The following is a 24883-nucleotide window of genomic DNA, read 5'->3' as shown; positions in this document are numbered from 1 at the left end:
GCGGTGGGCTGCGCTTACAGCGCAAAGATCTTGCCGGGGTTCAGGATCTGCTTGGGGTCCAGCGCCAGCTTGATGGCGCGCATCATGGCGATGGCGCCGTCGCCGCATTCCTCGCGCAGGAAGTCCTGCTTGTGGATGCCGATGCCGTGCTCGCCGGTGCAGGTGCCTTCCATGGCGATGGCGCGGCGCACCAGGCGGTGGTTCAGGTCTTCGGCGCGGGCGCGCTCGTCGGCGCTGTCGGGGTCGATCAGGTAGCCGAAGTGGAAGTTGCCGTCACCCACGTGGCCGACCAAAAAGTAAGGAATGCCGCTGGCGTTGACTTCATCAATCGACTCGAGCAAACAGTCCGCCAAACGGCTGATCGGCACACAGGTGTCGGTGGTGATGGAGCGGCAGCCGGGGCGGCTCTGGATGCCGGCAAAGTAGGCGTTGTGGCGCGCGGTGAACAGGCGCGTGCGCTCCTCGGGCGTGTCGGCCCATTCAAAGCCCTGGGCATTGAATTCGGCCGCAATGTCCTGCACCAGCTCGGCCTGCTCCTTCACGCCGTTGGGCGAGCCGTGGAACTCCATCAGCAGCATCGGTTCCTCGCGCAGCGTGAGGTGGCTGTGCTTGTTGACCATGGCCACGGTGGCGCCGTCCACCAGCTCCACGCGGGCAATCGGCACGCCCATCTGGATGGTCTGGATCACGGTGTGCACGGCGTCGGCCAGCGTGGGGAAGGAGCACACGGCGGCGCTCACCGCTTCGGGCAGGGGGAACAGGCGCAGCGTGATCTCGGTGAAGATGCCCAGCGTGCCTTCGCTGCCTACCATCAGGCGGGTCAGGTCGTAGCCGGCGGCGCTTTTCTTGGCGCGGTTGCCGGTGCGGATGACCTCGCCGCTGGCAGTCACCACCTCCAGCGCCAGCACGTTCTCGCGCATGGTGCCGTAACGCACGGCATTCGTGCCGCTGGCGCGCGTGGCGGTCATGCCGCCGATGGACGCGTCGGCCCCGGGGTCGATGGGGAAGAACAGGCCCTGGTCCTTGATGGCGTCGTTGAGCTGCTTGCGCAGGATGCCGGGCTGCACGGTGACGGTCATGTCCTCGGCGTTGACGCGCAGCACCCGGTTCATGCGGCTGACGTCGATGCTGATGCCGCCCTGCACGGCCAGCAAATGGCCTTCCAGCGAGGAGCCGGCACCGTAGGCGATCACCGGCACGGTGTACTGGTCGGCCAGCTGCACGGCATCGGCCACGTCCTGCGTGCTTTCGGCATAGACCACGGCCACGGGCGGTGGGGCCTGGATGGAGCCTTCGTCACGGCCGTGCTGTTCGCACACGGCCTGGGCGGTGGAGCACTGCTTGCCAAAGCGGGCCGCCAGGGCCTCCAGAAACGCGGGCGCAATGGCGCGGGGTTGCAGGTGGGCGGTGGCGGTGGGGGCATTCATGTGGCGGACTCCAAGACAGGGGCAAAAGAATACCACCGGCACCGCGGGCGCTGCGCCCGCCATCGGCTGGGGCCGCACTCGCCAAGCGGGGGCCCTGGGGCGGCCTGGGCGCCGGGCCGCACGCGCCGCTCAGCGCGCAGGTTGGGTGTGTTGCAGGAACTCCTGCAGCGACAGCTGGCCGTTGCCGTCGCGGTCCCATTGGTCGAACTGCGCGGCCACGCTGGGCAGGTGCTCGGCCTCCTCGCGCGAGAGCTGGCCGTCGCGGTTGCGGTCGGCGCGCTTGAACACGGCCGTCGGGGTGATGGCCAGCGTGGCCGTGGTGGTCTTTGCTGTGGCGCTGGCGGTGCTGGAGGAGGGCGTGCCCTGGTCCTGGGCCATCACGGCGGCGGTGCCGCCCAGGGTCAGACTGGCGAACAGCAGTACGCTGCGCACATCGAAAGCATGCAGTTGGCGTCGGCTGGTGGGCATGGCAAGGCTCCTGGGAAAGTTCAACAGGCTTGCATTGCACCGTGGGCGCCAGGGCATGTCCACGCTTTTTGCAGGCTGTTTCCCGGGTGAACATCTGCCTGCGCTATGTAACGCACAATCGCGGCAATGCCCCGGCCGGGGCGTTCATGCAGGAGTTTTTCGGATGGGCAATCGCCTCACACAAATCGCCACCCGCACCGGGGATGACGGCAGCACGGGTCTGGGCGACAACACCCGGGTGTCCAAGCACAGCGGACGCCCGCATGCCATGGGCGATGTGGACGAGCTCAATTCCCACATCGGCCTGTTGCTGTGCGAGCCGCTGCCTGACGACGTGCGCGCGCTGCTGGTCGAGGTGCAGCACCAGCTGTTCAACCTGGGCGGCGAGCTGTCCATGCCCGGCTACGAGCTGCTCAAGGACGACGCGCTGCTGCACCTGGACACGGCCCTGGCGCACTACAACGCGCAGCTGCCGCGGCTGCTGGAGTTCATCCTGCCGGCCGGCACGCGCGCCGCGTCGCAGGCCCATGTCTGCCGCACCGTGGCGCGCCGCGCCGAACGCCATGTGGTGGCCCTGCAGGAGCAGGAGGCCATGCGCGCTGCGCCGCGCCAGTACCTGAACCGCCTGTCGGACCTGCTGTTCGTGCTGGCGCGCGTGCTCAACCGCGTGGACGGCGGCGACGATGTGTACTGGAAGAGCGAGCGCCTGGCGCAGATGCAGGACGATGGCGCCTGATCGCTGGTTTTAAAAAGTGAGCGGCTGGCGCTGCTGGTGCGCGCTTTTGGGTGCTGAAAAGCCTTGAAAGCCAATCCAAACAAGCGCCGGGTGCTCTGTGATTTGTTGCGCGGCCCTGCGCGGGCGGCAGATCGACCAGAATCACAGGGCCGCAACAAGGAGCCCGGGCATGCGTTTACGTCACATCGAGGTGTTCAATGCCGTCATGCAGACGGGCAGCGTCAGCGCGGCCGCGCGGCTGATCAACGTCACCCAGCCCGCCGTCAGCCGCACCCTGCAGCACGCCGAGCTGCAGCTGGGCTTCGCCCTGTTCGAGCGCGCCCGCGGGCGGCTGACGCCGACCAACGAGGCCATGGCCCTGTTCCCGCATGTCGAGAAGCTGTACGAGCAGCTGGACGAGGTGCAGCGCCTGGCTGCGGGCCTGCGCCACGGCGCCGTCACCGACCGCCTGCAGGTGTTGACGGTGTTCGCCCTCAGCCGCGAGGTGCTGCCGCATGCCGTCGCGGGTTTCCGCCAGAGATACCCCCAGGTCCAGGTCACGGTGCAGGCCCTGCACACGCCCCAGGTGGTGTCCGGCCTGCTGCTGCAGGAGGCCGATGTCGGCTTCGTCATCAGCTCCGCCGGCCAGCACGCGCTGGAGCGCGAATCCCTGGCCGAGGTGGACATGCACTGCATCGTGCCCAAGGGCCTGCTGCCGCCTTCGCGCATCAAGCCGGCGGGCATGGCGCTGCAGGACCTGGCCGACCTGCCGGTGGTGGCGCTGGACGCCCGCGACCCGCTGGGCATGCGCATCAACCAGGCCTGCCGCGAACACGGCGTGGGCCTGTCGCCCGTGGTCACGGTGCAGACCTACCACGCCGCCCTGTCGATGGCGGAGTACGGGCTGGGGATTGCCATCGTGGACGGTTGCACGGCCTCGGCGGCCGATAAGCGCAAGGTGCACGTGCTGCCCCTGCTGCCGCGCATCACCGTCAGCGTGAACGCCTTACACCTGGCGCAGCGGCCCAGCTCGGTGCTGGCCCGCGCCATGACGCAGGAGATGCGCAAGGCCCTGCGCGAGCTGCTCTAGGACCGGCCCTCAGGCCTGGGCCAGTGCGGCCACCAGGCGCTGGGCCGAGCCGAAGGACAGCGTCAGCCCCAGGGCGCCGTGGCCGGTCTGCAGCCACAGGTTGCGTGGCCCGCTGGCGGCGCGGCCGGTGAGGGGCAGGCCCGTGGGCGTGGCCGGGCGCATGCCGGTCCAGGGCTGCACCGCGTCGCCGTGGCGCAGCTGCGGCAGCACGGCCTGCGTGGACTGCTGCAGGCTGCGGATGCGGGCCGGGTGCACGGCGGTGTTGGCCCCCACGATCTCCACCATGCCGGCCACGCGCAGGCGATCACCCAGGCGTGCAAACACCACCTTGCGGCACGTGTCGGTCACGCTGACGCGGGGCGCGGCCTCGGGCTGGGCCGAGGCATCCAGCGTGATGCTGTAGCCCTTCAGCGGGTAGACCGGAATGCGCACGCCCACGCGGCGCGCCTGCTCGGCGCTTTCCCAGCCGCTGGCCAGCACCACGTGGTCGGCCTGCAGCGGCCCCTGCGCGGTGTGCACGGCGGTGATGCGGTCGTGCGTGCGCGCCAGTGACAGCACCTCGGTGTTCCAGCGCAGCTGCGCGCCGCGCGCCTGCAGCACGCGGGCCAGCTGCTCGCACAGCGCGCGCGCATCGACCACGCTCTCGCTGGGCGTGTGCACCGCCCCGGCGATGTGCGCGGCGTAGTGGTGCAGGGCGGGCTCGATGCGTGCTGCCTCGGCGGCGCTGACGAGGTGCTGCGCGGCCCCGCCCAGGCGGGCCTGCAGCGCCACCTGGCGCGCCGCGGCATCCAGGCTGGCCTGGGTCGGGTAGAGCACCAGCTTGCCGGGCGTGGCGTGGTCGCAGTCCAGTTGCTCGCGCGCCTGCAGCGCCTCGAAGGCGAGGCGGCTTTCGGTGGCCAGCTGCAGCAAGGCCTGGGTGCTGGCGGCCGAGGTGCGGCGGTTGCAGGCGCCCAGGAACTGCAGGCCCCAGGCCCACTGCCGCGGGTCGGCCTGCAGGCGAAAGCGCAGCGGCGAATCGGGGTCCAGCAGCAGCTTGGGCAGGCTGGCCCAGATGCCCGGGTCGGCCAGGGGCTGCACGTACGAATAGCTCAGCTGTGCGCCATTGCCGCCGCTGGCGCCCATGGCCGGCTGCGCCGCACGCTCCAGCACCGTGACCTGGTAGCCCGCCTGCTGCAGGGCGTACGCCGTCGTCAAACCCACAATGCCCGCACCCACGATACACACATGCATGTCTTGTTCTCCCTGTGGTCCCGACTGTAGGGGCGGGGGCGGGAGTGCGGCCATGGCGTTTTGTTTCTGGGGTATGCGCCCAGGTTATGGGTGTGCGGCGTGCCTGCAGTGACCGGATGCCCGCAAACGGGCGGTCTGCACCGCCGCGACACACAGTCCGCCCTGTCTTGGGGAAACCCTGAGGAAAGCATAAATATCCGGCATGGGTTTACCGTCGATTGGCATCGCACAAGGCGGCAGCGCGTTCCTACACTGGCCCTGCACATTCGCAGCCACTTCCGCCACTTGAGAGGAACAGCATGAAACTTCGCTCCACATTGCTCTGCGCCAGCCTGGGTCTGGCCGCTGTTGCCGGCGCACACGCCGACACCCTGGCCAAGGTGGCACAAAGCGGCCAGATCACCATGGCCTACCGGGAATCCTCCGTGCCGTTCAGCTACCTGGACAAGGGCAAGCCGGTGGGCATGGCGGTGGACATCAGCAACGCCGTGGTCGAGGCCGTCAAGAAAGCCACGGGCAAGAGCGACCTGAAGGTGAACTGGCAGGCGGTGACCTCGCAGAACCGCATTCCCCTGCTGATGAACGGCACGGTCGACCTGGAGTGCGGCTCCACCACCAACAACACCACGCGCGCCAAGGACGTGGATTTCGCGATCAACCATTTCTACACCGGCACCCGCCTGCTGGTGAAGAAGAGTGCCGGCATCAAGGACTATGCCGACCTGAAGGGCAAGACCGTGGCCGTGACCGCCGGCACCACCAACCTGCAGGTGCTGCGCAAGGCGAATGCCGAGCAGAAGTGGGAGCTGGAGATGGTCACGCCCAAGGACCACGCCGACGCCTTCCTGCTGGTGCAGAACGACCGCGCGGCGGCCTTCGGCATGGATGACATCCTGCTGTTCGGCCTGATCTCCAACTCGCGCAGCCCCGCCGACTACGAGGTGGTGGGCCAGGCCCTGCAGGTCGAGCCCTATGCCTGCATGGTGCGCAAGGACGACCCCAAGTTCAAGGCGCTGGTGGATGGCGTGATCGGCCATCTGATGAAGTCCGGCCAGTTCACGCAGCTGTACGACAAGTGGTTCATGCAGCCCATCCCGCCGGTGAATGCCGCGCTGGGCCTGCCGATGTCGACGCAGCTCAAGCAGAACCTGAGCGACTTGAGCGACAAGGCTGCGTTCTGACCATGACTGCCGGGGGATGGAGCCCACCGCGCGCGGTGGGGATTTTGGGGGGCATGGGGCCGGCGGCGGGCGCCGACTTCGTGCGCCTCTTCGTGCAGGCCTGCAGCAGCCACCTGCGGGCGCAGGGCCAGGAAGTCCGCGACCAAGCCTTTCCGGAGCACTGGCTGGTGCAGATGCCGATTCCGGACCGCTCCCAGGCGTTGCTGGGCGATCCGCAGGCGCCGACGGGGCCGGCCCTGCACATGCAGCAGGGCGTGGGGCGGCTGGCCGCGCTGGGTGTGGCCAGCATCGCCATGGCCTGCAACACGGCCCATGTCTGGCATGCCCAGCTGCAGGCGCTGTTTCCGCAGCTGCACATCCTGCACATTGCGCAGGAGACCGCGCGCCACGTGCAGGCCCTGGGGGCGCGCCAGGCCATCGTGCTGGCCACGGCGGGCACTTACCAGACGGGGCTGTACGACTTGGCCCTGCGTACCTGTGGGGTCCAGCCCCTGGTACCCGATGCCCAGGGCGTGGCCCAGCTCATGGAGGGCATCTACCAGGGCGTGAAGAGCGGCCACATGGCCCTGGCCGAGCAGCGTTTGGGCGTGGTGCTGGGGCAGATGCTGCAGCGGCACGGGGACGTGCCGGTCATCATGGGCTGCACGGAAATTCCGCTGGCTCTGCCGCAGGCCCCGCAGGCGCAGGGGGCGGTGCTGGTCGATCCCGCCTGGGTGCTGGCCCAGGCCCTGGTGCAGCGCGCCTACGCCCCCGAGACGGTTGGCGTGCATTGAGCACGGAGCACTGCGGCGGGCGGGGCAGTGGTCTGCACGGGCGCAGGGGCCCGCAGGATCGGGCCCGGCCTTAGTCCTTGGGCGGCAGGATGGCCATGGTGATGCGCGAGACGCAGTTCATCTGGCCGCGCTCGTCCACCATGTCGATCTGCCAGACCTGGGTGGTCCTGCCGATGTGCACGGGCCGTGCCGTACCAGTCACCCAGCCGCTGCGCACAGAGCGCAGGTGGTTGGCGTTGATGTCCAGGCCCACGGCCAGGTGGCCCTCGGGGCTGGCATGGAAGGCGGCGATGGAGCCCAGGGTTTCGGCCAGCACCACGCTGACGCCGCCGTGCAGTAGCCCGAAAGGCTGCTTGGTGCGGTGGTCCACCGGCACGCGGCCGACCAGGTAGTCGTCGCCGACCTCGGTGATCTCGATGCCCAGGTGGGCCACGGCGGTGTCGGCACTGCGGGCGTTGATCTCTTCCAGAATCGCGGGTTTGAGCCAGAGGGCCATGTTCACATCCTTGCAAATAGACAACGCCGCATGATGCGGCGTTGCGGAAGGCGGTGCTGTTGGCTAGGCGAGACAGCCCGCCGCCGTGGACCTGCCGGGCTGTGCTCAGAACGCGTGGGCATAGCGCAGCAGCAGGAAATTGACCCCCGGATTGGGTTTTTTGGCGCTGGCGTTGGAGGCGTGCTGCAGGCGCAGCGAGAGTTCGTGCTCCTGGCGCGGGCCCCAGTTCATGCCCAGCCCGATGTGGGAGGCAAAGTTCCAGCGCGTGGCCATGCGCTCATCGCTGGCGTAGAAGTGTTTGTGGGACACCATGAGGCCGGTGCCCGCCTCAAGGAACCATGGCGACGCTCCTTGCTGCCCGCGCCAGCGCAGGCTGGGCCCGGCGCCGATGACGGCCGTGTGGAAACGGTCCTGGGCCAGGTCCCGCCCGGACCAAGCGCCGGCATACAGGTCCCAGTGACCGCGGACCAGCCCCCCGCCAAGCGGCCAAGACCAGGATTTCCACGGCAGCGTGACGCCCAGCACCAGGGCCTGGCTGCTGTCCTCGCCAGCGCCGGCCTGCAGGTACATCGTCGGGGTTTGGTAGCTGGAGGTGGTTTGTGCCAGCAAGGGGGCGCAGCCCGCCAGGCATGCCAGGGCCAGCCAGTGTCGAATGTGTGTCATACAGACCTCCGCAAAGGGTGCAATCCCGATGCTCCATTGTTCGGAACAGTCCCATCACCAGGCTGTCAGTCAAGACCCCAAAGCGCACGGCGGGTGGATGAAGGTCAAAGCCAGGCGCGCCGCCGCCGGGGCGTCGTGCAGCGCACAATACGCGGTCGGCCCCTGCCTGGCCGCCGTTTTGTTTCACCGCCTGTTGGGATTGTCTAGTGTCCGCCGTTCACACTGTCTTGCACGATATCTTTGGCTATGCCGCCTTTCGCGGGCCGCAGCAGGCCATCGTGGAACATGTGACGGACGGGGGCGATGCCCTGGTGCTGATGCCCACGGGCGGCGGCAAGAGCCTGTGCTACCAGATCCCGGCCATCGTGCGCCAGCAGCAGGGCCACGGTGTGGCCATCGTGGTCTCGCCGCTGATCGCGTTGATGCACGACCAGGTCGGGGCGCTGCACGAAGCCGGGGTTGAGGCCGCCTACCTGAATTCTTCGCTGGACTACGCCCAGGCCCAGGAGGTCGAGTGGCAGCTGCAGTGCGGCAAGCTGAACCTGCTGTACGTGGCCCCCGAGCGCCTGGTCACGCCGCGCTTTCTGGGCCTGCTGGACGACCTGTTCGCCCAGGGCCAGCTGGGCCTGTTCGCCATCGACGAAGCGCATTGCGTGAGCCAGTGGGGCCACGATTTCCGGCCCGAATACCGCGCGCTGTCGGTGCTGCACGAACGCTATGCCGGCGTGCCGCGCATCGCGCTGACGGCCACGGCCGATGCGCTGACGCGGGCCGACATCGTCGAGCGCCTGCACCTGGAGGGCGCGCGCCAGTTCGTCAGCAGTTTCGACCGGCCCAACATCCGCTACACCATCGTCGAGAAGAAGGACGTCACGCACCAGCTGATGCGCTTCATCAAGCACGAGCACGAGGGCGAGGCCGGCGTCGTCTACTGCCAGTCGCGCCGCCGCGTGGAAGAGCTGGCGCAGACCCTGCAGGACAACGGCATCCAGTCGCTGCCCTACCACGCGGGCCTGCCGTCCGAGATGCGCCAGCTGCACCAAAACCGCTTCCTGCGCGAAGAGGGCATCGTCATGGTGGCGACCATCGCCTTCGGCATGGGCATCGACAAGCCCGATGTGCGCTTTGTGGCCCACGTCGACATGCCCAAGAACATCGAGGGCTACTACCAGGAAACCGGCCGCGCCGGGCGCGACGGGCTGCCGGCCCAGGCCTGGATGGCGTATGGCATCTCGGACGTGGTCAACCAGCGCCGCATGATCGACGAGGGCGGGGCCGAAGAGGCTTTCAAGGCCGTGCTGCGCGGCAAGCTCGATGCCCTGCTGACGCTGGCCGAGGCCACGGACTGCCGCCGCGTGCGCTTGCTGCAGTACTTCGGGGAAGCGTCCGAACCCTGCGGCAACTGCGACAACTGCCTGCACCCGCCCGCCATCTGGGACGGCACGGACGCCGCGCGCAAGCTGCTGTCCACCATCTTCCGCGTGCACGAGATGAGCCAGCTGACCTTTGGCGCCGGCCACATCATGGACGTGCTGCGCGGCAAGGTGACGGACAAGGTCACGCAGTTCCTGCACGACAAGATCTCCACCTTCGGCATCGGCAAGGACTATTCCGAGCAGCAGCTGCGCGGCGTGATGCGTCAGCTGCTGGCCACGGGGGCCCTGGGCCTGCACAAGGTGACCAGCGAGAACAGCGGCCATGTCTTCGACACGCTGACGCTGACGCCGCAGTCGCGCGCCGTGCTGCGCGGCGATGTGCAGGTGCTGCTGCGCGAATCCGTGGCCGCCACGCGCAGCCGCGGCGGCAAGCGCGGGGCCACCACCAGCGCGGCGGCCATGCACCTGGGGCCGGATGCGCAGGCGCGCTTCATCAACCTCAAGGCCTGGCGCTCGGAAGTGGCCAAGTCCCACGACCTGCCGGCCTACGTCATCTTCAACGACGCCACGCTGGCCGGCATTGCCGAGCGCAACCCGCAGACGCTGGAAGCCCTGCAGGGCATCAGCGGCATCGGGGCGAAAAAGCTCGAAGCCTACGGCCAGGAAGTGCTGCGCGTGGTGGGCGCCAGCCGCTGAAGAAGGGCGCCGGCACGGGGCTGGTGTTCACCCGGTGCTGCGCCGGGCTTGCAGCTTCTAGACTGGTCGCTCCACAGCGCGGGAGCGGCCATGCACCTTTGGGACACCCACGACATCCACAACCAGGTGGATGAATTGCGCGACTACCACCTGCTGCAGTCCGACCCGGCGCTGCAGGACGCCCTGCGCCGCGCCGGGGCGCAGGCCTGGTGGCCCCAGCTGGATGCCTATGCCCAGAGCCTGGGCCAGCCGGCCACCTGGGCGCTGGCGGAGCAGGCCAACCGCCACGGCCCGCAGTTGCAGCGCTTCGATGCGCGCGGTCGGCTGGACGAGCGCGTGGACTTCCACCCGGCCTGGCATGGGCTGCTGGCGCTGTACCGGCAGCAGGGCCTGGTCGGCCTGCCGTTCGACACCGCGCAGCCCGGCCGCTTCAGTGCCTGGGCCGCTGGCTTTTACCTGCACGGCCAGGTGGAGCAGGGCACGCTGTGCCCGGCCACCATGACCACGGCCGCCATCCCGCTGCTGCGCCGGGAACCGGCGCTGTGGGCCCAGGTGCAGGCCGGGCTGTTCAGCCGCAGCCACGACCCGCGCGATGTGCCGCTGGCCGAGAAGACGGCGCTGTGGGTGGGCATGGGTATGACGGAAAAGCAGGGCGGCTCGGACGTGCGCGCCAACACCACCACGGCCACGCCCCTGGGCACCGGCGGGCGTGGTGGGGCCTACCGGTTGCGCGGGCACAAGTGGTTCTTCTCGGCACCGACCAGCGACGCCCACCTGGTGGTGGCGCGCGTGGCGCCGGACGACGGCATCGGCTGCTTCTGGGTGCCGCGCTGGCGGCCTGACGGCACGCGCAACGCCATCCGCATCCTGCAGCTCAAGGACAAGCTGGGCAACCGCAGCAATGCCAGCAGCGAGGTGGAATTCCAGGATGCCTGGGGCCTGCTGATCGGCGAAGTCGGGCGCGGCATTCCCACCATCCTCGAGATGGCGTCCCAGACGCGGCTGAACTGCGTGCTGGGCAGTGCCGCCATGCTGCGCACGGCCACCGTGCAGGCCCTGGCCTATGCACGTCAGCGCCAGGCGTTCGGCCAGTCCCTGGCCACGCACGGGCTGATGCGCAGCGTGCTGGTCGATCTGGCGCTGGAGAGCGAGGCCGCGATGACGCTGGGCATGCGCCTGGCCCAGGCGTTTGAGCATGACGCCCAGCCGCTGGAGCGCGCGTGGAAGCGCATCCTGACGCCGGCGGCCAAGTTCTGGGTCTGCAAGCGGGCCATCCCCTGCGTGGCCGAGGCCATGGAGGTGCTGGGCGGCAACGGCTATGTGGAGACCAGCGTCATGCCGCGCCTGCTGCGCGAAGCACCGGTGAATTCGATCTGGGAGGGCGCGGGCAACATCATGTGCCTGGACGTGCTGCGCGCCCTGGCGCGCGAGCCGGAGGCCGCCGCGCTGCTGCTGCACGACCTGCAGCAGCAGGCGGCCGGCGATGCCCCGCTGCACGCGGCCGTGCATGCGCTGGCGCAGGGGCTGCAGCGGGCCCTGCGCCAGGCGCCCGACGCGATGGAGGCCCAGGCGCGCCACTGGGTGCAGCAACTGGTGCTGGTGGCACAGGCCTGCCTGCTGCGCCGCCATGCCCCGGCGGCGGTGGCCGATGCCTTCATCGCCACGCGCTGCGGTCCTTGCGCCAGCGGCGGGGTGCTGGGCGCCAGCCCGGTCCAGGGGTTGGACAGCGCCGCCATCCTGCAGCGCGCGCTGCCGTACTGAAAAGAATGCAGCAGCTGGCGCGCGTGCAGTCTGTCTTTCAAGCAGTTTCATGCCTGAAGTGCAGTCCATGCGCGCGCCAAATGCTCCTGAATCTGAAAAGTTTTTTGCCCGCCCCGCGCCGCCATGCCGCCGGGGCTTGCGCCAGAATGTGCAGACCATGCTGACCTATTCCGATATCCAAGCCGCATCCACCCGCCTGCGCGACCACATCCTGCGCACGCCCTGCGTGGAGTCGCAAACGCTTTCGCACATCGTCGGTGCCCAGGTGTTCCTGAAGTTCGAGAACCTGCAGTTCACGGCCTCGTTCAAGGAGCGTGGCGCCTGCAACCGCCTGCAGTTGCTGACCGCCGAGGAAAAGGCGCGCGGCGTGATCGCCATGAGCGCGGGCAACCACGCCCAGGGCCTGGCCTACCACGCCCAGCGCATGGGGGTGCGGGCGGTGATCGTCATGCCGCGCTTCACGCCCGGCGTGAAGGTGGAGCGCACGCGCGGCTTTGGCGCCGAGGTGGTGCTGCACGGCGACACGCTGGAGGCCGCGCGCCAGCACGCCTATGCGCTGGCCGATGCGCAGAACCTGACCTTTGTGCACCCCTTCGACGACGAAGGCGTGGCCGCCGGCCAGGGCACGCTGGCGCTGGAGATGCTGGCCGAGCAGCCCGACCTGGACACCCTGGTGGTGTCCGTGGGCGGCGGCGGCCTGATCGCCGGGGTGGCCACGGCGGCCAAGGCGCTCAAGCCCGACATCCGCGTGGTCGGGGTGCAGACGCAGCGCTTCCCGTCCATGGTCAATGCCGTGCAAGGCCAGAACTTGCCCATGGGCAGTTCCACCATCGCCGAAGGCATTGCCGTGGCGACGGCCGGCGCCATCACGCGCGAGGTGGTGCGCGAGCTGGTCGATGAGCTGCTGCTGGTGGACGAGGGCGACATCGAGCAGGCCGTGCTGATGCTGCTGGAGATCGAGAAGACCCTGGTCGAAGGCGCGGGCGCCGCCGGCCTGGCGGCCCTGCTGCGCCATGGCGCGCAGTTCAAGGGCCGCAAGATCGGCCTGATCCTGTCGGGTGGCAACATCGACCCGCTGCTGCTGGCGGCCATCATCGAACGGGGCATGGCTCGCTCGGGGCGGCTGGCGCGCATCCGCGTCAGCGCGCGCGATGTGCCCGGCGTGCTGGCGCAGATCACCGCCACCGTGGCCGAGGCCGGCGCCAACATCGAGGAGGTGCACCACCAGCGCGCCTTCACCCTGCTGGCGGCGCAGAACGTGGACATCGACCTGGTGCTGCAGACGCGCAACCAGGCGCATGTGGAGCAGGTGCTGCAGGCGCTGCGCGCGGCCGGCATGGAGGCCGTGCGGTTGTAAAGACCTTTTCAGCGCGGCGCGGCCTCAGGGTTAGCCAGTGCGCGCGCACCGGGCCGGCTGCCTAGAATGGACCGGTGCCGGTCGCCTGGACGGCGACGGCCCTTGTTCAACGCTTTGCAGTGAGGAGGTTGCGCCCATGCACGAGTCCCATGATCCCGCCACGCCCCAGCCGCCCGAAGATGCGGTCGAAGCGGTGGTGCCCGTGATTCCCGTGGTCCTGCCCCTGGTGGGCGCGGCCATGATGTTCCTGCTGGCCTTCATTGCGGTCACCATGGCCTAGGCTGAAAAGCGCTTTTCAGCGGGGCACATTCCTAAAAAAAACCAGCTGCACGGCAGCTGGTTTTTTTGTGGGCGCGGCGTGGCTCAGACGCGCATGTCGCCGGTGTCCATGAAGCGCTGGTGCCAGCTCAGCGCCTCGGTCAGCAGGTGCGGCGTGTGCTGGGCCCCCTGGGCGCGGGCGCGGTCAAAGTAGTCGTTGAGCTGGTCGCGGTAATCCGGGTGCGCGCATTTGTCGATGATCACGCGCGCACGCTGCTTGGGCGACAGGCCGCGAAGGTCGGCCAGGCCTTGTTCGGTGACGATGATCTGGGTGTCGTGCTCGGTGTGGTCCACGTGCGAGCACATGGGCACGATGCAGCTGATCTTGCCGTCCTTGGCCACCGAGGGCGTGACGAAGAAGGACAGGTAGCCGTTGCGCGCGAAGTCGCCCGAACCGCCGATGCCGTTCATCATGCCCGTGCCCATGACGTGGGTGGAGTTGATGTTGCCGTAGATGTCGGCCTCGATCATCGAGTTCATGGCGATGATGCCCAGGCGGCGCACCAGCTCGGGGTGGTTGGAGATTTCCTGCGGGCGCAGGATGATGCGCTCGCGGTAGAAGTCGATGTGGTCCTCGAAGTCCTTGTAGGCCGCGGCAGACAGCGAAATGGACGTGGCCGAGGCCTTGCTCATCTTGCCCGCACGCAGCAGGTCCAGCATGCCGTCCTGCAGCACTTCGGTAAAGCCCAGCAGGTTCTCGAAAGGACCATGCAGCAGGCCTGCCAGCACGGCATTGGCCACATTGCCCACGCCCGACTGGATGGGCAGCATCTCCTTGGGCAGGCGGCCCATCTGCATCTCGTGCGCGAGGAAGTCGATGATGGAGGCGGCAATCGTGTTGGAGTTGGCGTCGGGCGCGGCAAACACGTTGTCGCGGTCGCCCTTGTTGGTTTCCACCACGGCGATGACCTTGTTGGGGTCGACCTTGAGGTACTGGTCACCGATGCGCTGGTCGGCATGCGTCATGTTGATGGGCATGCGGCGCGGCGGGATGGCGGTCCCGTAGTAGATGTCGTGCATGCCTTCCATCTTGGCCGGAGGCTTGGTGTTGACCTCCAGGATCACCTGGTCGGCGATCTCCAGCCAGGTCTTGTTGTTGCCCACGGCGGTCGACGGGATCAGCAGGCCGTCGGCGGTCACGCCCAGCACTTCCACCACGGCCACGTGCATGTGGCCCAGGAAGCCGAACCAGGCATGCTGCGCCACGTGGGACAGATGCATGTCGATGAAGTCGATCTCGCCGCTGTTGATGGCCTTGCGCGCGGTCGGATCGGTGTTGAAGGGCAGGCGCTGGCCCAGGGCGTGGGCTTCGGCCATCACGCCGTCGCATTCGCTGGCGGTGGACGCACCGGTCCAGACGTTGATCTTGTAGGGCTTGCCGGCGGCATGCTCGGCCTTGGCTCGGGCCGCAATCGCCTGGGGCAGGGCCTTGGGGTAGCCCGCCCCGGTGAAGCCGCTCATGCCGACGTTCACGCCGTGCGGAATCAGGGCCGCGGCGGCCTCGGCCGTCATGATGCGGTTGTGGAATTGGGGGTAGCGCACGCGCTCTGCCAGGCTCATCGAGGTTTCTCCAACTTTGCAAAAACAAGCCGCCTGGGCAGGCGGCTTTTCGAGGGCGACAGAGGTGTGCAGGGGGCGCCGTGCGTCCGGGCCGGATCGCCTGCGGGGGTGTCCGGCTTCTTGGCCTGCGTACATCTCCGTGGGCCCGAATCTCCGGCGTCGATGGTATCAGTGTTAACCCTTGGTTGCAGCGTGGCCCGCTTTGCCAAAGCTGCGACTAGTACCTTGTTTTTATTGAGTTTCCAGGAGAGTGTGCGCACGCACAATGAAGGTTAGGGTAAACACCTATCGGTTGCTGCGGTGCAGCATCGGCATAAAAAAACCGGTCTGCCAGGGGCAGACCGGTGCAGGGGATGCAGGGCGGGCGGGCCGCCCCGGCCTCAGGACTTGCGGGCGCGGTCCAGCAGGGCGTACAGCAGGATGGCGCCGAAGGTGGCGGTCCCGATGCCGCCCAGTGCGAACTCGCCGAACTTCAGCGTGAATTCGCCCGTGCCCAGGATCAGGGTGATGGCGGCGACGATCAGGTTCTTGGTGTCGGAGAAGTCCACCTTGTTGTCGACCCAGATCTTGGCGCCGGCAATCGCGATCAGGCCGAACACCACGATGGACACACCGCCCATCACGGGCAGGGGGATGGCCTGGATCAGGGCGCCGAACTTGGGCGAGAAGCCCAGCAGCACGGCCAGCACGGCGGCCAGCAGGAACACGGCGGTGGAGTAGATGCGCGTGGCGGCCATAACGCCGATGTTCTCGGCATAGGTGGTCACGCCGGTGCCGCCGGCCGCGCCGGAGACCATGGTGGCGACGCCGTCACCGATGAAGGCCCGGCCCATGTACTGGTCCAGGTTCTTGCCGGTCATGGCGGTCACGGCCTTGATGTGGCCCAGGTTCTCGGCCACCAGGATGATGACCACGGGCACGATCAGCAGCATGGCGTTGGCACTGAACACCGGGGCGTGGAAGGTGGGCAGGCCGAACCAGGCGGCGTTGGCCACACCGGCCAGGTCCACGGGCTTGCCCAGGCCCAGGCCGTTGGTCAGCACGGCGTAGACGATGCTGGCGATGATCAGGCCGATCAGGATCAGCAGGCGCTGCAGCATGCCCTTGGTGAACACGGCCACCAGGGCCACGGACACGAAGGTCACGGCCTGCATCCAGGCCTCGAAGTTGTTGGCCGCCATGTTCTTGACGGGGATGGCCGCCAGGTTCAGGCCGATCACGGCCACCACGGCGCCGGTCACCACCGGGGGCATGAAGCGCTCGATCCAGCCGGTGCCCACCAGGTGCACGATCACGCCCACCAGGGTGTAGACCAGGCCGCAGGCGATGATGCCGCCCAGGGCCAGGCCGATGTTGGCGTTGGCGCCCTGGCCCGCATACGCCGTGGCGGCGATCACCACGCCGATGAAGGCGAAGGACGAGCCCAGGTAGCTGGGCACGCGGCCGCCGGTGATGAGGAAGAAGATCAGCGTGCCGATGCCGCTCATCAGCACCGCGACGTTGGGGTCAAAGCCCATCAGGATGGGGGCCAGCACCGTCGAGCCGAACATGGCGATCACGTGCTGGATGCCCATCAGACCGGTCTGCGCCCAGGGCAGACGCTCGTCGGGGCCGATCACGCCGCCGTTCTGCAGCACGGCGGGGGACTTTTCAGTCCAGGAAAACATTCCCATTGGTATTGCTCCGTAAAAATTGCTGGCGCGATGTTAGAGGCTTTCCTGCACGCACGACATGCCCGCGCCAGGCAGCCCTGCGCGCCTGTCTGCCGGGGTCAAGCAGACGGCGTGCCAGGGCGCTCGGCGCAAGGCATTATTTTTAGGAGCTGTTGGCGCGCGTTGTGGCTGGGTTTCAAGGTGTTTTTGGCACGAAACCCGCCCAGCATCAGCGCAAGCCACTCATGTTTTTGAGTGGCAGCCGGTCAGCGGCTGTTGCGCGGAAAAAACGGTGGCCGCCGCAGCTGATCGGCCAGCAGGGTCCAGGGGCTGCGCCCGGTGAGCTGGGCCACGATGGCCGCCTTGATTGGCGGGATGCGGCGCGAGGCCTGGATCACCGCCTGGCGCACCAGGCGCGGCATGGGGCGCGCGTCGGTGAACAGCTTCACCACCGTGTTCGTGCCCTGGAAGATGGGCCAGGCATGGCGGTGGTGGCCCTGGGCATAGCTGGCCAGCACGCCGGCCTGGCCCCAGTCCTGGCCCGCGCCGCGTGCGGAGACGATGGCGGCCGTCAGGCGTTCCACGCCGGACAGGCCCAGGTTGAAGCCGTGCGCCGTCACCGGGTGCATGCCGACGGCGGCATCGCCCAGCAGGGCCCAGCGGTCGCCGCTGAAGCGGTGGGCATAGGTGGCCACCAGCGGGTAGATGTGGCGCTCGCCCACCAGTTGCATGTCGCCCAGGCGGCTTTGGAAGTGGTGCTGCACGTGGGCGGCGAACTCCTGGGGCGACAGCTGCATCAGCTGCTGCGCGTCGGCGGAATCGGTGGTCACCACGGCCGAGCACAGCAGCTCGCCGGTGGCGGGGTCGGGCTGCACGGGCAGGATGGCCAGGGTGCGGTCGTAGCCGAAGCACTCGTGCGCCTTGTCCTCGTGCGGCTGGGTGTGGCTCAGGCGGCAGACGATGACGCTGCGGCCGAAGTCGGTCATCTGTGCGCCCACGCCCAGCATGCGGCGCACGGCCGAATAGCGGCTGTCCGCAGCCACGACCAGCGGGGCCTGCAGCGGCTCGGCGTCGACGCGCACGCCCTGGTCCTCGGTGGTGTAGTGCACCTCGGCGTGGGTGGGCGTGGTGCGCACCTGGGTCACGCGCGCGCCGGTGATGATGCGCACCCCTTCGGTGCTGCTGGCGACCTCCCAGGCGGTGCGGCGCAGCGCGTGGTTGGGCACGATGCGGCCCAGGTAGTCGGTGCCGCTGCCGGCAGCCACGATGTCCAGGGTGGAGCGCTGGCCCACCGGGCCGTCGTGCACGATGGCCTCGCGGATGCTGCCGATCTCGTGGTCGGCCAGCCGCGCCCAGGTGCCCAGGCGCTGCAGGGTCTGCACGCTGGGGTGGGTCAGGGCGATCTCGCGACCGTCGGGAGCGGGCTGGGCCAGCTGGGATTCGCCCTGCAGTTCCAGCACCGTGGCCTGCAAGCCTGCGTGGGCCAGGGAGATGGCGAGCGACAGGCCGGCAGGGCCTGCGCCGACGATGAGGACATCGGTGTGCATGGACATGGGTGCTATCACGGTGAAAGTAGGCCAATTGTGACCCGGTCTGGGGCGTGCCCCGGCAAAGGGCAGCGTCCATTGTGCGTCGGTTTGGGGCGGCCCGGGCTTGTACTGCGTCAATAGCATGGGGTGGGTGCGGCTTCTGCGGCGGGCTGACCAACGGTCGTCGCCCGCCGTTTGTCAATCCGGGCTGCTGGCATGGCGGGACCGGGGGGCGCTCGCTACGCTGACCGCATGCTTACATCAACGCCTTCCGCCGCCGTGTCGCGCACGCCCCAGATCCGCCGCTACCAGCACTGGCTGGCCCAGCACCGCGGCCTGCACTTCGACTGCTATGACGCGCTGTGGCGCTGGTCGGTCACGGACCTGGACGCCTTCTGGCAGAGCGTGTGGGACTACTTTGCGGTGCAGTCGCCCACGCCGCACAGCGCGGCCCTGGGGCGCAACGTGATGCCCGGGGCGCAATGGTTTCCCGGCGCGCAGGTGAACTATGCCCAGCAGGTGCTGCGCCATGTGGAGGCCGCGCACGCAGCCGGCATGCCGGCCGTGGTGGCCGACAACGAGCAGGGCCAGGTGACCGAGCTGTCCTGGCCCGAACTGCGCCGCCAGGTGGCCGCGCTGGCGCTGCACCTGCAGGCCCAGGGCGTGCAGCCCGGCGACCGCGTGGCCGCCTACCTGCCCAACATCCCGCAGGCCATCGTCGCCTTCCTGGCCGTGGCCAGCGTGGGCGGCGTGTGGAGCGTGTGCGCCCCCGACATGGGCACGGCGGCCGTGCTGGACCGCTTCAAGCAGATCGCGCCCAAGGTGCTGATCGCCGTGGACGGCGTGCACTACGCCGGCAAGTCCATGGACCGGGGCCAGATCGCCAGCGAGCTGCGCGCCCAGTTGCCCAGCGTGCAGCACCTGCTGGTGCTGCGCACGCCGCATGCCACCCAGCCGGTGGCCGACAGCAGCAGCTGGGATGCGGTGCTGGCGCGCGACGATGCCGCGGTGCAGGCGTTTGCCCCGCTGTGGCTGCCGTTCGACCACCCGCTGTGGATCGTCTACTCCAGCGGCACCACCGGCTTGCCCAAGCCCATCGTTCACGGGCACGGCGGCATCATGCTGGTGGCCCTGGCCATGAAGGCCCTGCACAACGACGTGGGCTGCAGCTACGACCCCGAGAGCTGGGGCGAGCGCTTCCACTGGTACAGCTCCACTGGCTGGGTGATGTGGAACTCCCAGGTCGCCGGCCTGCTGGGCGGCACCACCTGCGTGATCTTCGACGGCAGCCCCGGCGGCAGCAAGGACCAGCCGGACTGGGGCGTGCTGTGGCGCTTTGCGGCGCGCCACCGCGTCACCAGCTTTGGTGCGGGTGCGGCCTTCTATGCCAACTGCATGAAGGCCGGCCTGGACCTGGCCCAGTGCGGGGACCTGTCGCGCATCACCGGCCTGGGCAGCACCGGCTCACCCCTGGCGCCCGATGTGCAGGCCTGGGGCACGCAGCAGTTCGCGCGCCTGGGCACGCCGGACATCTGGTGGAACAACCTGTCCGGCGGCACCGACTTCTGCGGCGCCTTCATCGGCGGCAACCGCGAGCTGCCGCAGTACACGGGCGAGATGCAGTGCCGCATGCTGGGCGCGGCGGTGGAGGCCTGGAATGAGGCCGGCGAGCCCGTGACCGACGCTGTGGGCGAGCTGGTCTGCACCCAGCCGATTCCGTCCATGCCGCTGTACTTCTGGGGGGACAGCGGCAACCAGCGCTACCTGGGCAGCTACTTCGACATGTACCCCGCCGGCCACGGCCGCCAGCCCGGCGGCGGCGATGGCCCGGCCACGATGGGCGGCGTCTGGCGGCACGGCGACTGGCTCAAGGTCTCGCCGCACGGCGGCTGCACCATCTATGGCCGCAGCGATGCCACCATCAACCGCCACGGCCTGCGCATGGGCACCAGCGAGATCTACAGCGCCGTCGAGGCCCTGCCCGAGGTGCTGGACAGCCTGGTGGTGGACCTGGAGTACCTGGGGCGCGAGAGCTTCATGCCCATGTTCGTGGTGCTGCGCGCTGGCCTGGTGCTGGACGACGCGCTGCAGACCCGGATCGCCGCGGCCATCCGCCAGGCGCTGTCGCCGCGTTTCGTGCCCGACGAGATCCTGCAGGTGGCCGAGATCCCGCGCACCCTGACCGGCAAGAAGCAGGAGTTGCCGATCAAGAAGCTGCTGCTGGGCCAGCCCCTGGCCAAGGTGGTGAACCCGGACACCATGGCCAATCCGGGCAGCCTGGACTGGTTTGTGCGCTACGCGCAGCGCAAGCAAGCGCCCGCCAGCGCCGCGGTCTGAGACGCCGGCTGCCCCGCCGCGGCCTGGCCGTGCCCCCGGGGGCACGGTCTGGGCACAGGCTGGCGGGGTACACTTGGCGCGTTTTGAGTTCGCGCCCCTTCCCCTAACCGCACTCCCCATCATGGCCGTTGACTCGCAGGGCACCGCCCGTTCCAGCTTTGACCTCAAAAGTGCCCAGTTGCCCGTGATGGCCGTGGCGCTGCGGGACACCGAAGTGGCCGTCCTGACCCGGGACCTGGCGCAGCGCCTGGCGGACGACCCCGATTTCTTTGACAACGACCCGGTGCTGATCGACTTGCAGCATGTGCGCGACAGCACCGAGGACATCGACTTTCCCAAGCTGATCAAGGCGCTCAAGCGCCACCGCACCCTGCCGGTGGCGGTCTGCGGCGGCTCGCCCGCGCAGATGGCGGCCGCCCATGCGGCAGGCCTGATGCCGGCCCCGGACGCCCAGCCGGCGCGTGCCAAGCCCACGGCGGTGGAGGTGCGCGAGGTGGAAGTCATCCGCGAGGTGCCGGTGGAGGTCGAGGTGGTGCGCGAAGTGCCGGCGCCCGCGCCGAACGCGCTGATCGTGGACAAGCCGCTGCGCTCGGGCCAGCAGGTCTATGCGCGCGGCACCGACCTGGTGGTCATGGCCGTGGTCAGCTACGGCGCCGAAGTCATCGCCGACGGCAATGTCCACGTCTATGCGCCCTTGCGGGGGCGCGCCGTGGCGGGGGCGCGCGGCAACACCGAGGCCCGCATCTTCAGCACCTGCATGGAGCCGCAGCTGCTGTCGATCGCCGGCAACTACCGGGCGCTGGAGACCGACCTGCCCCAGGATATCGCCGGCAAGCCGGCCCAAGCCCGATTAGAGGGTGAAAAGCTGGTGATCGAGCCAATGCGTTTAGCATGAGTGCCATCCGGCAAGCCGATTGAACATTATCCGAACAAGATTCTTCGCGAAGGAACCCTTTGAACATGGCCAAAATCGTCGTAGTGACCTCTGGTAAAGGTGGCGTAGGCAAGACCACCACGAGTGCAAGTTTTGCGTCCGGCTTGGCCCTGTCGGGGCACAAGACGGCGGTGATCGACTTTGACGTCGGCCTGCGCAACCTCGACCTGATCATGGGCTGCGAGCGCCGCGTGGTCTATGACCTGATCAACGTGATCCATGGCGAGGCCAACCTGAACCAGGCCCTGATCAAGGACAAGCAGTGCGACAACCTGTTCGTGCTGGCCGCGTCGCAGACCCGCGACAAGGAAGCGCTGACGCAGGACGGCGTGAAGAAGGTGCTGGACGATCTGGCGGGCATGGGCTTTGAGTTCATCATCTGCGACTCGCCCGCCGGCATCGAAAGCGGCGCGCTGATGGCCATGCACTACGCCGACGAGGCGCTGGTGGTGACCAACCCCGAGGTCTCCTCGGTGCGCGACTCGGACCGCATCCTGGGCATGCTCAGCTCCAAGACCGAAAAGGCGGTCAGTGGCGAGGGCGTGAAGGAGCACCTGCTGATCACGCGCTACAACCCCAACCGTGTCGAAGATGGGCAGATGCTGTCCATCCAGGACATCGAAGACATCTTGCGCATCCCGCTGATCGGCGTGATTCCGGAATCGGAGACCGTGCTGCAGGCTTCCAACCAGGGCGTGCCCGCCGTGCACATGGACGGCTCGGACGTGTCGGAAGCCTACAAGGACGTGGTGGCGCGTTTTCTGGGCGAGGAGCGTCCCATGCGCTTCACCGATGCGCAAAAGCCCGGATTTTTTAAGCGCATCTTTGGCGGGAGGTAAGCAGCCATGTCCATCATTTCTATGTTGCTGGGGGAGAAGAAAAAGTCTGCCTCCGTCGCCAAGGAACGCCTGCAGATCATCCTGGCCCGCGAACGCGTGGGCGGTGGCAGCGGGCAGCCCGACTACCTGCCCGCGCTGCAGCGCGAGCTGATGGCCGTGGTGTCCAAGTACGTCTCCATCAACCCCGAGGACATCAAGGTCCAGCTGGAGCGCCAGGACAACCTGGAAGTGCTGGAAGTGAAGATCGAGCTGCCCGAAGCCGTGCGCTGACCCGCCGCTTCCAGCCCAGCAAAAAACCGCAGGCCCGGTCACGGGTGCTGCGGTTTTTTGATGGAGATGGTGAAGGGCCGCTCAGTCCTGCATGCGGCCGCGGTGGTACAGCAGCGGCGTGGCGTGGGCTGCGTGGCGGCAGGCCAGCACCTCGCCGACCAGGATCAGGTGGTCGCCTTCGCGGTACTGGCTGCGCGCGCGGCATTCGAAGGTGGCCAGAGCCCCCTCCAGCACGGGCACGCCCTGGGCGTTGGGCTGCCAGGCGATGCCGGCAAAGCGGTCCACCCCGCGCTGGGAAAACTGCAGCGCCAGCGGTTTGTCGTGCGCGGCCAGTACGTGGATGGCGTAGTGCGTGCACTGCGCAAACACCGGGTAGCTGCCGGCGTGGCAGCCCAGGCTCCATAGCACCAGGGCGGGTTGCAGCGACACCGAGTTGAAGGAGCTCACCGTCATGCCCACGGGTCGGCCCTGGTCATCCGCCGTCGTCACCACCGTCACGCCCGTGGCGAACTGGCCCAGGGCGTTGCGGAAATCTCGTTCGGTGAAAGCGGCCGCGTCGGGCGGTGCCGCAAGAGAGGGGATATTCACGACAGCGTTGATCTAAGTAGGTGGGAGATTATGCAAACTCTGATAGAGCGCTGTGTGGGTGGGGCTAATGTGCGTGCCGATGCTAGCCGGCCTGGCCGCCCGCGGCGCGGGTGGGCGTCACCTGCGGCACAGGGGTTGTATTTTTTGATAGCTGCCTGCGTTTGATAAATAAGGTTTTCAGATATGCAAATGCCTGAAACGTTGATGGAGCCAGCGCCACCAGCTTCTGCAAATGCAGCAGACAGGGGCTGGGGAGCGCCCTGCGGTTTGATAGGGGTCAAAGGAGGCGCAGCAAACCGCCCCCGCGTTGTGGCACGTACGCCGAACAAGGCGGATTTTGTCCGGGATTGCTTTCAGAATGCCGACAGAAGCAGCGCCGCCGGCGTTGCGCCATCTTTCCTCCCCCTTGATGCAAAGGATGTTTGCGTGAAAAAAATCTGCACGACTGTTGCCCTGCTGGCCCTTGGAAGCCTTGCCACCCCGGTCCTGGCGGCCGACTGCGCCGTCACCATCGAAGGCAATGACCAGATGCAGTTCAACATCAAGAGCGTGGAAGTGCCCAAGTCCTGCACCAGCTTCACCATGACCTTGAAGCACACCGGCAAGATGTCCAAGTCCACCATGGGCCACAACATCGTGCTGGCCACCACGGCCGACACCAACGCCGCGGCCGCCGATGGCCTGAAGGCCGGCGCGGCCAACGAGTACGTCAAGCCCGGCGATGCGCGCGTGCTGGCGTTCACCAAGATGATCGGCGGCGGCGAGACCACCTCGGTGAACCTGGACGTCGCCAAGCTCAAGGCCGGCACCGAGTACACCTACTTCTGCTCCTTCCCGGGCCACTCCTTCATCATGCGCGGCGTGCTCAAGCTGGGCAGCTGAGCGGCGCACCTCACAGAAGGTGGGCCTGCAGCCCGGCGCCCGGCTTTTTTCCGGCCCGGGCTTGGGCACAATCGCAGCAGCCACTTTGCACAGACCGCCATGTTCCAGTACCACACGATTCCTGTCACCGCCTTCCAGCAAAACTGCTCCCTGGTCTGGTGCGACCAGACGCTGGAGGCGGCGGTGATCGACCCCGGTGGCGACATCGACGTCATCGAGTGGGAGCTGGAGCGCCTGGGCCTGCAGCTCAAGGCCATCTGGCTGACGCACGCCCACATCGACCATGCCGGCGCCGTGGCCGAACTGGCGCGCAAGCGCCAGCTGGACATCATCGGCCCGCACGAGGGCGACCGCTTCTGGATCGCCGGCCTGCCCCAGCAGGGCGCCATGTTCGGCTTTCCCCCGGCCGAACCGTTCGAGCCCACGCGCTGGCTGCACGACGGCGACACCGTGGCCATCGGCCAGGAGGTGCTGCAGGTGCGCCACTGCCCGGGCCACACGCCGGGCCACGTGGTCTTCCACGCCCCGCAGGCCGAGCGCTGCTTCGTCGGCGACGTGCTGTTTGCCGGCAGCATCGGTCGCACCGACTTTCCCCAGGGCAACCACCAGCAGCTGATCGACTCCATCGTCCAGCGTCTGTGGCCCATGGGCGATCAGACCGTGTTCATCCCCGGCCACGGCCCGGAAAGCAGCTTCGGGCGTGAACGCCAGACCAACCCCTACGTCGGCAACACCTGATGG

General features: G+C 68.1%; 23 protein-coding genes. 14 read left to right on the top strand and 9 right to left on the bottom strand.

Annotated features, from left to right (window positions below):
* Positions 1-14 precede the first annotated feature (14 nt).
* Complete coding sequence (locus tag FYM52_RS11120; RefSeq protein WP_154164144.1) at positions 15-1427, bottom strand: FAD-binding oxidoreductase; 1413 nt, start codon at positions 1425-1427, stop codon at positions 15-17.
* 129 nt (positions 1428-1556) lie between these two features.
* Positions 1557-1895 carry an EF-hand domain-containing protein gene (locus FYM52_RS11115; RefSeq protein ID WP_045265755.1) on the bottom strand — a complete coding sequence of 113 codons (339 nt, stop codon included), beginning with the start codon at positions 1893-1895 and terminating at the stop codon, positions 1557-1559.
* 163 nt (positions 1896-2058) lie between these two features.
* Here FYM52_RS11115 and FYM52_RS11110 point away from each other — a divergent pair, with 163 nt between their 5' ends.
* Complete coding sequence (locus FYM52_RS11110) at positions 2059-2631, top strand: cob(I)yrinic acid a,c-diamide adenosyltransferase (protein WP_154164143.1); 573 nt, start codon at positions 2059-2061, stop codon at positions 2629-2631.
* 169 nt (positions 2632-2800) lie between these two features.
* Entirely contained in the window at positions 2801-3700 is a 900-nt protein-coding gene (locus tag FYM52_RS11105) for a LysR substrate-binding domain-containing protein (protein ID WP_154164142.1), read from the top strand.
* 9 nt (positions 3701-3709) lie between these two features.
* On the opposite strand, the gene FYM52_RS11100 is transcribed toward FYM52_RS11105, so the two are convergent.
* The gene (locus FYM52_RS11100) at positions 3710-4930 is read right to left on the bottom strand and encodes a D-amino acid dehydrogenase (RefSeq protein ID WP_154164141.1); all 1221 of its coding nucleotides are present in this window, start codon (positions 4928-4930) and stop codon (positions 3710-3712) included.
* A gap of 299 nt (positions 4931-5229) precedes the next feature.
* Here FYM52_RS11100 and FYM52_RS11095 point away from each other — a divergent pair, with 299 nt between their 5' ends.
* Positions 5230-6111 (top strand): amino acid ABC transporter substrate-binding protein, encoded by an 882-nt coding sequence (locus FYM52_RS11095; protein ID WP_154164140.1) that lies wholly within the window; start codon positions 5230-5232, stop codon positions 6109-6111.
* Positions 6112-6113: 2 nt separating this feature from the next.
* On the top strand, positions 6114-6884 hold the full coding sequence (locus FYM52_RS11090) for an aspartate/glutamate racemase family protein (protein ID WP_154164139.1): 771 nt from the start codon (positions 6114-6116) through the stop codon (positions 6882-6884).
* 70 nt (positions 6885-6954) lie between these two features.
* Here FYM52_RS11090 and FYM52_RS11085 read toward each other — a convergent pair whose 3' ends face one another.
* Positions 6955-7380 (bottom strand): hotdog fold thioesterase, encoded by a 426-nt coding sequence (locus FYM52_RS11085; protein ID WP_042412031.1) that lies wholly within the window; start codon positions 7378-7380, stop codon positions 6955-6957.
* A 105-nt stretch (positions 7381-7485) separates the two neighbouring features.
* On the bottom strand, positions 7486-8043 hold the full coding sequence (locus tag FYM52_RS11080; protein ID WP_154164138.1) for an acyloxyacyl hydrolase: 558 nt from the start codon (positions 8041-8043) through the stop codon (positions 7486-7488).
* A 206-nt stretch (positions 8044-8249) separates the two neighbouring features.
* Between FYM52_RS11080 and recQ the strand changes: the two genes are divergently transcribed.
* The 4 genes from recQ (at position 8250) to FYM52_RS18730 (ending at position 13513) form a co-directional block, all read left to right on the top strand.
* On the top strand, positions 8250-10115 hold the full coding sequence (recQ, locus tag FYM52_RS11075) for a DNA helicase RecQ (protein WP_162524702.1): 1866 nt from the start codon (positions 8250-8252) through the stop codon (positions 10113-10115).
* 90 nt (positions 10116-10205) lie between these two features.
* Positions 10206-11876, top strand: a complete 1671-nt coding sequence (locus FYM52_RS11070; RefSeq protein WP_154164136.1) for an acyl-CoA dehydrogenase family protein — start codon at positions 10206-10208, stop codon at positions 11874-11876.
* A gap of 157 nt (positions 11877-12033) precedes the next feature.
* Complete coding sequence (locus tag FYM52_RS11065) at positions 12034-13233, top strand: threonine ammonia-lyase (protein WP_154164135.1); 1200 nt, start codon at positions 12034-12036, stop codon at positions 13231-13233.
* 136 nt (positions 13234-13369) lie between these two features.
* Positions 13370-13513: a hypothetical protein gene (locus FYM52_RS18730; RefSeq protein ID WP_162858920.1), complete on the top strand. Its 144-nt coding sequence runs from the start codon at positions 13370-13372 to the stop codon at positions 13511-13513.
* Between the two features lie 83 nt (positions 13514-13596).
* Here FYM52_RS18730 and FYM52_RS11060 read toward each other — a convergent pair whose 3' ends face one another.
* The 3 genes from FYM52_RS11060 to ubiM form a co-directional block, all read right to left on the bottom strand.
* Positions 13597-15111, bottom strand: a complete 1515-nt coding sequence (locus FYM52_RS11060) for an acetyl-CoA hydrolase/transferase family protein (protein ID WP_154164134.1) — start codon at positions 15109-15111, stop codon at positions 13597-13599.
* 380 nt (positions 15112-15491) lie between these two features.
* Complete coding sequence (locus tag FYM52_RS11055) at positions 15492-16784, bottom strand: solute carrier family 23 protein (RefSeq protein WP_042412024.1); 1293 nt, start codon at positions 16782-16784, stop codon at positions 15492-15494.
* 245 nt (positions 16785-17029) lie between these two features.
* Positions 17030-18316 carry a 5-demethoxyubiquinol-8 5-hydroxylase UbiM gene (ubiM, locus tag FYM52_RS11050; protein WP_154164133.1) on the bottom strand — a complete coding sequence of 429 codons (1287 nt, stop codon included), beginning with the start codon at positions 18314-18316 and terminating at the stop codon, positions 17030-17032.
* 228 nt (positions 18317-18544) lie between these two features.
* Between ubiM and FYM52_RS11045 the strand changes: the two genes are divergently transcribed.
* The 4 genes from FYM52_RS11045 to minE all read left to right on the top strand — a co-directional run bounded on the left by FYM52_RS11045 (position 18545) and on the right by minE (position 22672).
* Positions 18545-20629: an acetoacetate--CoA ligase gene (locus tag FYM52_RS11045; RefSeq protein WP_154164132.1), complete on the top strand. Its 2085-nt coding sequence runs from the start codon at positions 18545-18547 to the stop codon at positions 20627-20629.
* A gap of 121 nt (positions 20630-20750) precedes the next feature.
* Positions 20751-21524: a septum site-determining protein MinC gene (gene minC, locus FYM52_RS11040; protein WP_154164131.1), complete on the top strand. Its 774-nt coding sequence runs from the start codon at positions 20751-20753 to the stop codon at positions 21522-21524.
* Between the two features lie 65 nt (positions 21525-21589).
* Positions 21590-22402, top strand: coding sequence for a septum site-determining protein MinD (minD, locus tag FYM52_RS11035; protein ID WP_154164154.1), 813 nt, complete (start codon positions 21590-21592; stop codon positions 22400-22402).
* 6 nt (positions 22403-22408) lie between these two features.
* Positions 22409-22672 carry a cell division topological specificity factor MinE gene (minE, locus tag FYM52_RS11030; RefSeq protein WP_042412016.1) on the top strand — a complete coding sequence of 88 codons (264 nt, stop codon included), beginning with the start codon at positions 22409-22411 and terminating at the stop codon, positions 22670-22672.
* An 81-nt stretch (positions 22673-22753) separates the two neighbouring features.
* Here minE and FYM52_RS11025 read toward each other — a convergent pair whose 3' ends face one another.
* Complete coding sequence (locus FYM52_RS11025) at positions 22754-23260, bottom strand: flavin reductase family protein (protein WP_279827166.1); 507 nt, start codon at positions 23258-23260, stop codon at positions 22754-22756.
* Positions 23261-23686: 426 nt separating this feature from the next.
* Here FYM52_RS11025 and azu point away from each other — a divergent pair, with 426 nt between their 5' ends.
* Positions 23687-24142: an azurin gene (gene azu / locus FYM52_RS18900; protein ID WP_162524701.1), complete on the top strand. Its 456-nt coding sequence runs from the start codon at positions 23687-23689 to the stop codon at positions 24140-24142.
* 99 nt (positions 24143-24241) lie between these two features.
* Positions 24242-24880 carry an MBL fold metallo-hydrolase gene (locus FYM52_RS11015; protein ID WP_043378294.1) on the top strand — a complete coding sequence of 213 codons (639 nt, stop codon included), beginning with the start codon at positions 24242-24244 and terminating at the stop codon, positions 24878-24880.
* Positions 24881-24883 lie beyond the last annotated feature (3 nt).

Origin of the sequence: Comamonas sp. CAH-2, assembly GCF_009668305.1 — a bacterium.
In the GTDB taxonomy this organism is placed as follows: domain Bacteria; phylum Pseudomonadota; class Gammaproteobacteria; order Burkholderiales; family Burkholderiaceae_C; genus Comamonas; species Comamonas aquatica.
Note: the sequence above shows the minus strand (reverse complement) of the source record. Positions and strands in the feature narration are given on the sequence as shown.

Coding starts and splice junctions, on each gene's coding strand:
- FYM52_RS11120 (WP_154164144.1), bottom strand. CDS start 1,427: ATGAATGCCCCCACCGCCACCGCCCACCTGCAACCCCGCGCCATTGCG.
- FYM52_RS11115 (WP_045265755.1), bottom strand. CDS start 1,895: ATGCCCACCAGCCGACGCCAACTGCATGCTTTCGATGTGCGCAGCGTA.
- FYM52_RS11110 (WP_154164143.1), top strand. CDS start 2,059: ATGGGCAATCGCCTCACACAAATCGCCACCCGCACCGGGGATGACGGC.
- FYM52_RS11105 (WP_154164142.1), top strand. CDS start 2,801: ATGCGTTTACGTCACATCGAGGTGTTCAATGCCGTCATGCAGACGGGC.
- FYM52_RS11100 (WP_154164141.1), bottom strand. CDS start 4,930: ATGCATGTGTGTATCGTGGGTGCGGGCATTGTGGGTTTGACGACGGCG.
- FYM52_RS11095 (WP_154164140.1), top strand. CDS start 5,230: ATGAAACTTCGCTCCACATTGCTCTGCGCCAGCCTGGGTCTGGCCGCT.
- FYM52_RS11090 (WP_154164139.1), top strand. CDS start 6,114: ATGACTGCCGGGGGATGGAGCCCACCGCGCGCGGTGGGGATTTTGGGG.
- FYM52_RS11085 (WP_042412031.1), bottom strand. CDS start 7,380: ATGGCCCTCTGGCTCAAACCCGCGATTCTGGAAGAGATCAACGCCCGC.
- FYM52_RS11080 (WP_154164138.1), bottom strand. CDS start 8,043: ATGACACACATTCGACACTGGCTGGCCCTGGCATGCCTGGCGGGCTGC.
- FYM52_RS11070 (WP_154164136.1), top strand. CDS start 10,206: ATGCACCTTTGGGACACCCACGACATCCACAACCAGGTGGATGAATTG.
- FYM52_RS11065 (WP_154164135.1), top strand. CDS start 12,034: ATGCTGACCTATTCCGATATCCAAGCCGCATCCACCCGCCTGCGCGAC.
- FYM52_RS18730 (WP_162858920.1), top strand. CDS start 13,370: ATGCACGAGTCCCATGATCCCGCCACGCCCCAGCCGCCCGAAGATGCG.
- FYM52_RS11060 (WP_154164134.1), bottom strand. CDS start 15,111: ATGAGCCTGGCAGAGCGCGTGCGCTACCCCCAATTCCACAACCGCATC.
- FYM52_RS11055 (WP_042412024.1), bottom strand. CDS start 16,784: ATGGGAATGTTTTCCTGGACTGAAAAGTCCCCCGCCGTGCTGCAGAAC.
- ubiM (WP_154164133.1), bottom strand. CDS start 18,316: ATGTCCATGCACACCGATGTCCTCATCGTCGGCGCAGGCCCTGCCGGC.
- FYM52_RS11045 (WP_154164132.1), top strand. CDS start 18,545: ATGCTTACATCAACGCCTTCCGCCGCCGTGTCGCGCACGCCCCAGATC.
- minC (WP_154164131.1), top strand. CDS start 20,751: ATGGCCGTTGACTCGCAGGGCACCGCCCGTTCCAGCTTTGACCTCAAA.
- minD (WP_154164154.1), top strand. CDS start 21,590: ATGGCCAAAATCGTCGTAGTGACCTCTGGTAAAGGTGGCGTAGGCAAG.
- minE (WP_042412016.1), top strand. CDS start 22,409: ATGTCCATCATTTCTATGTTGCTGGGGGAGAAGAAAAAGTCTGCCTCC.
- FYM52_RS11015 (WP_043378294.1), top strand. CDS start 24,242: ATGTTCCAGTACCACACGATTCCTGTCACCGCCTTCCAGCAAAACTGC.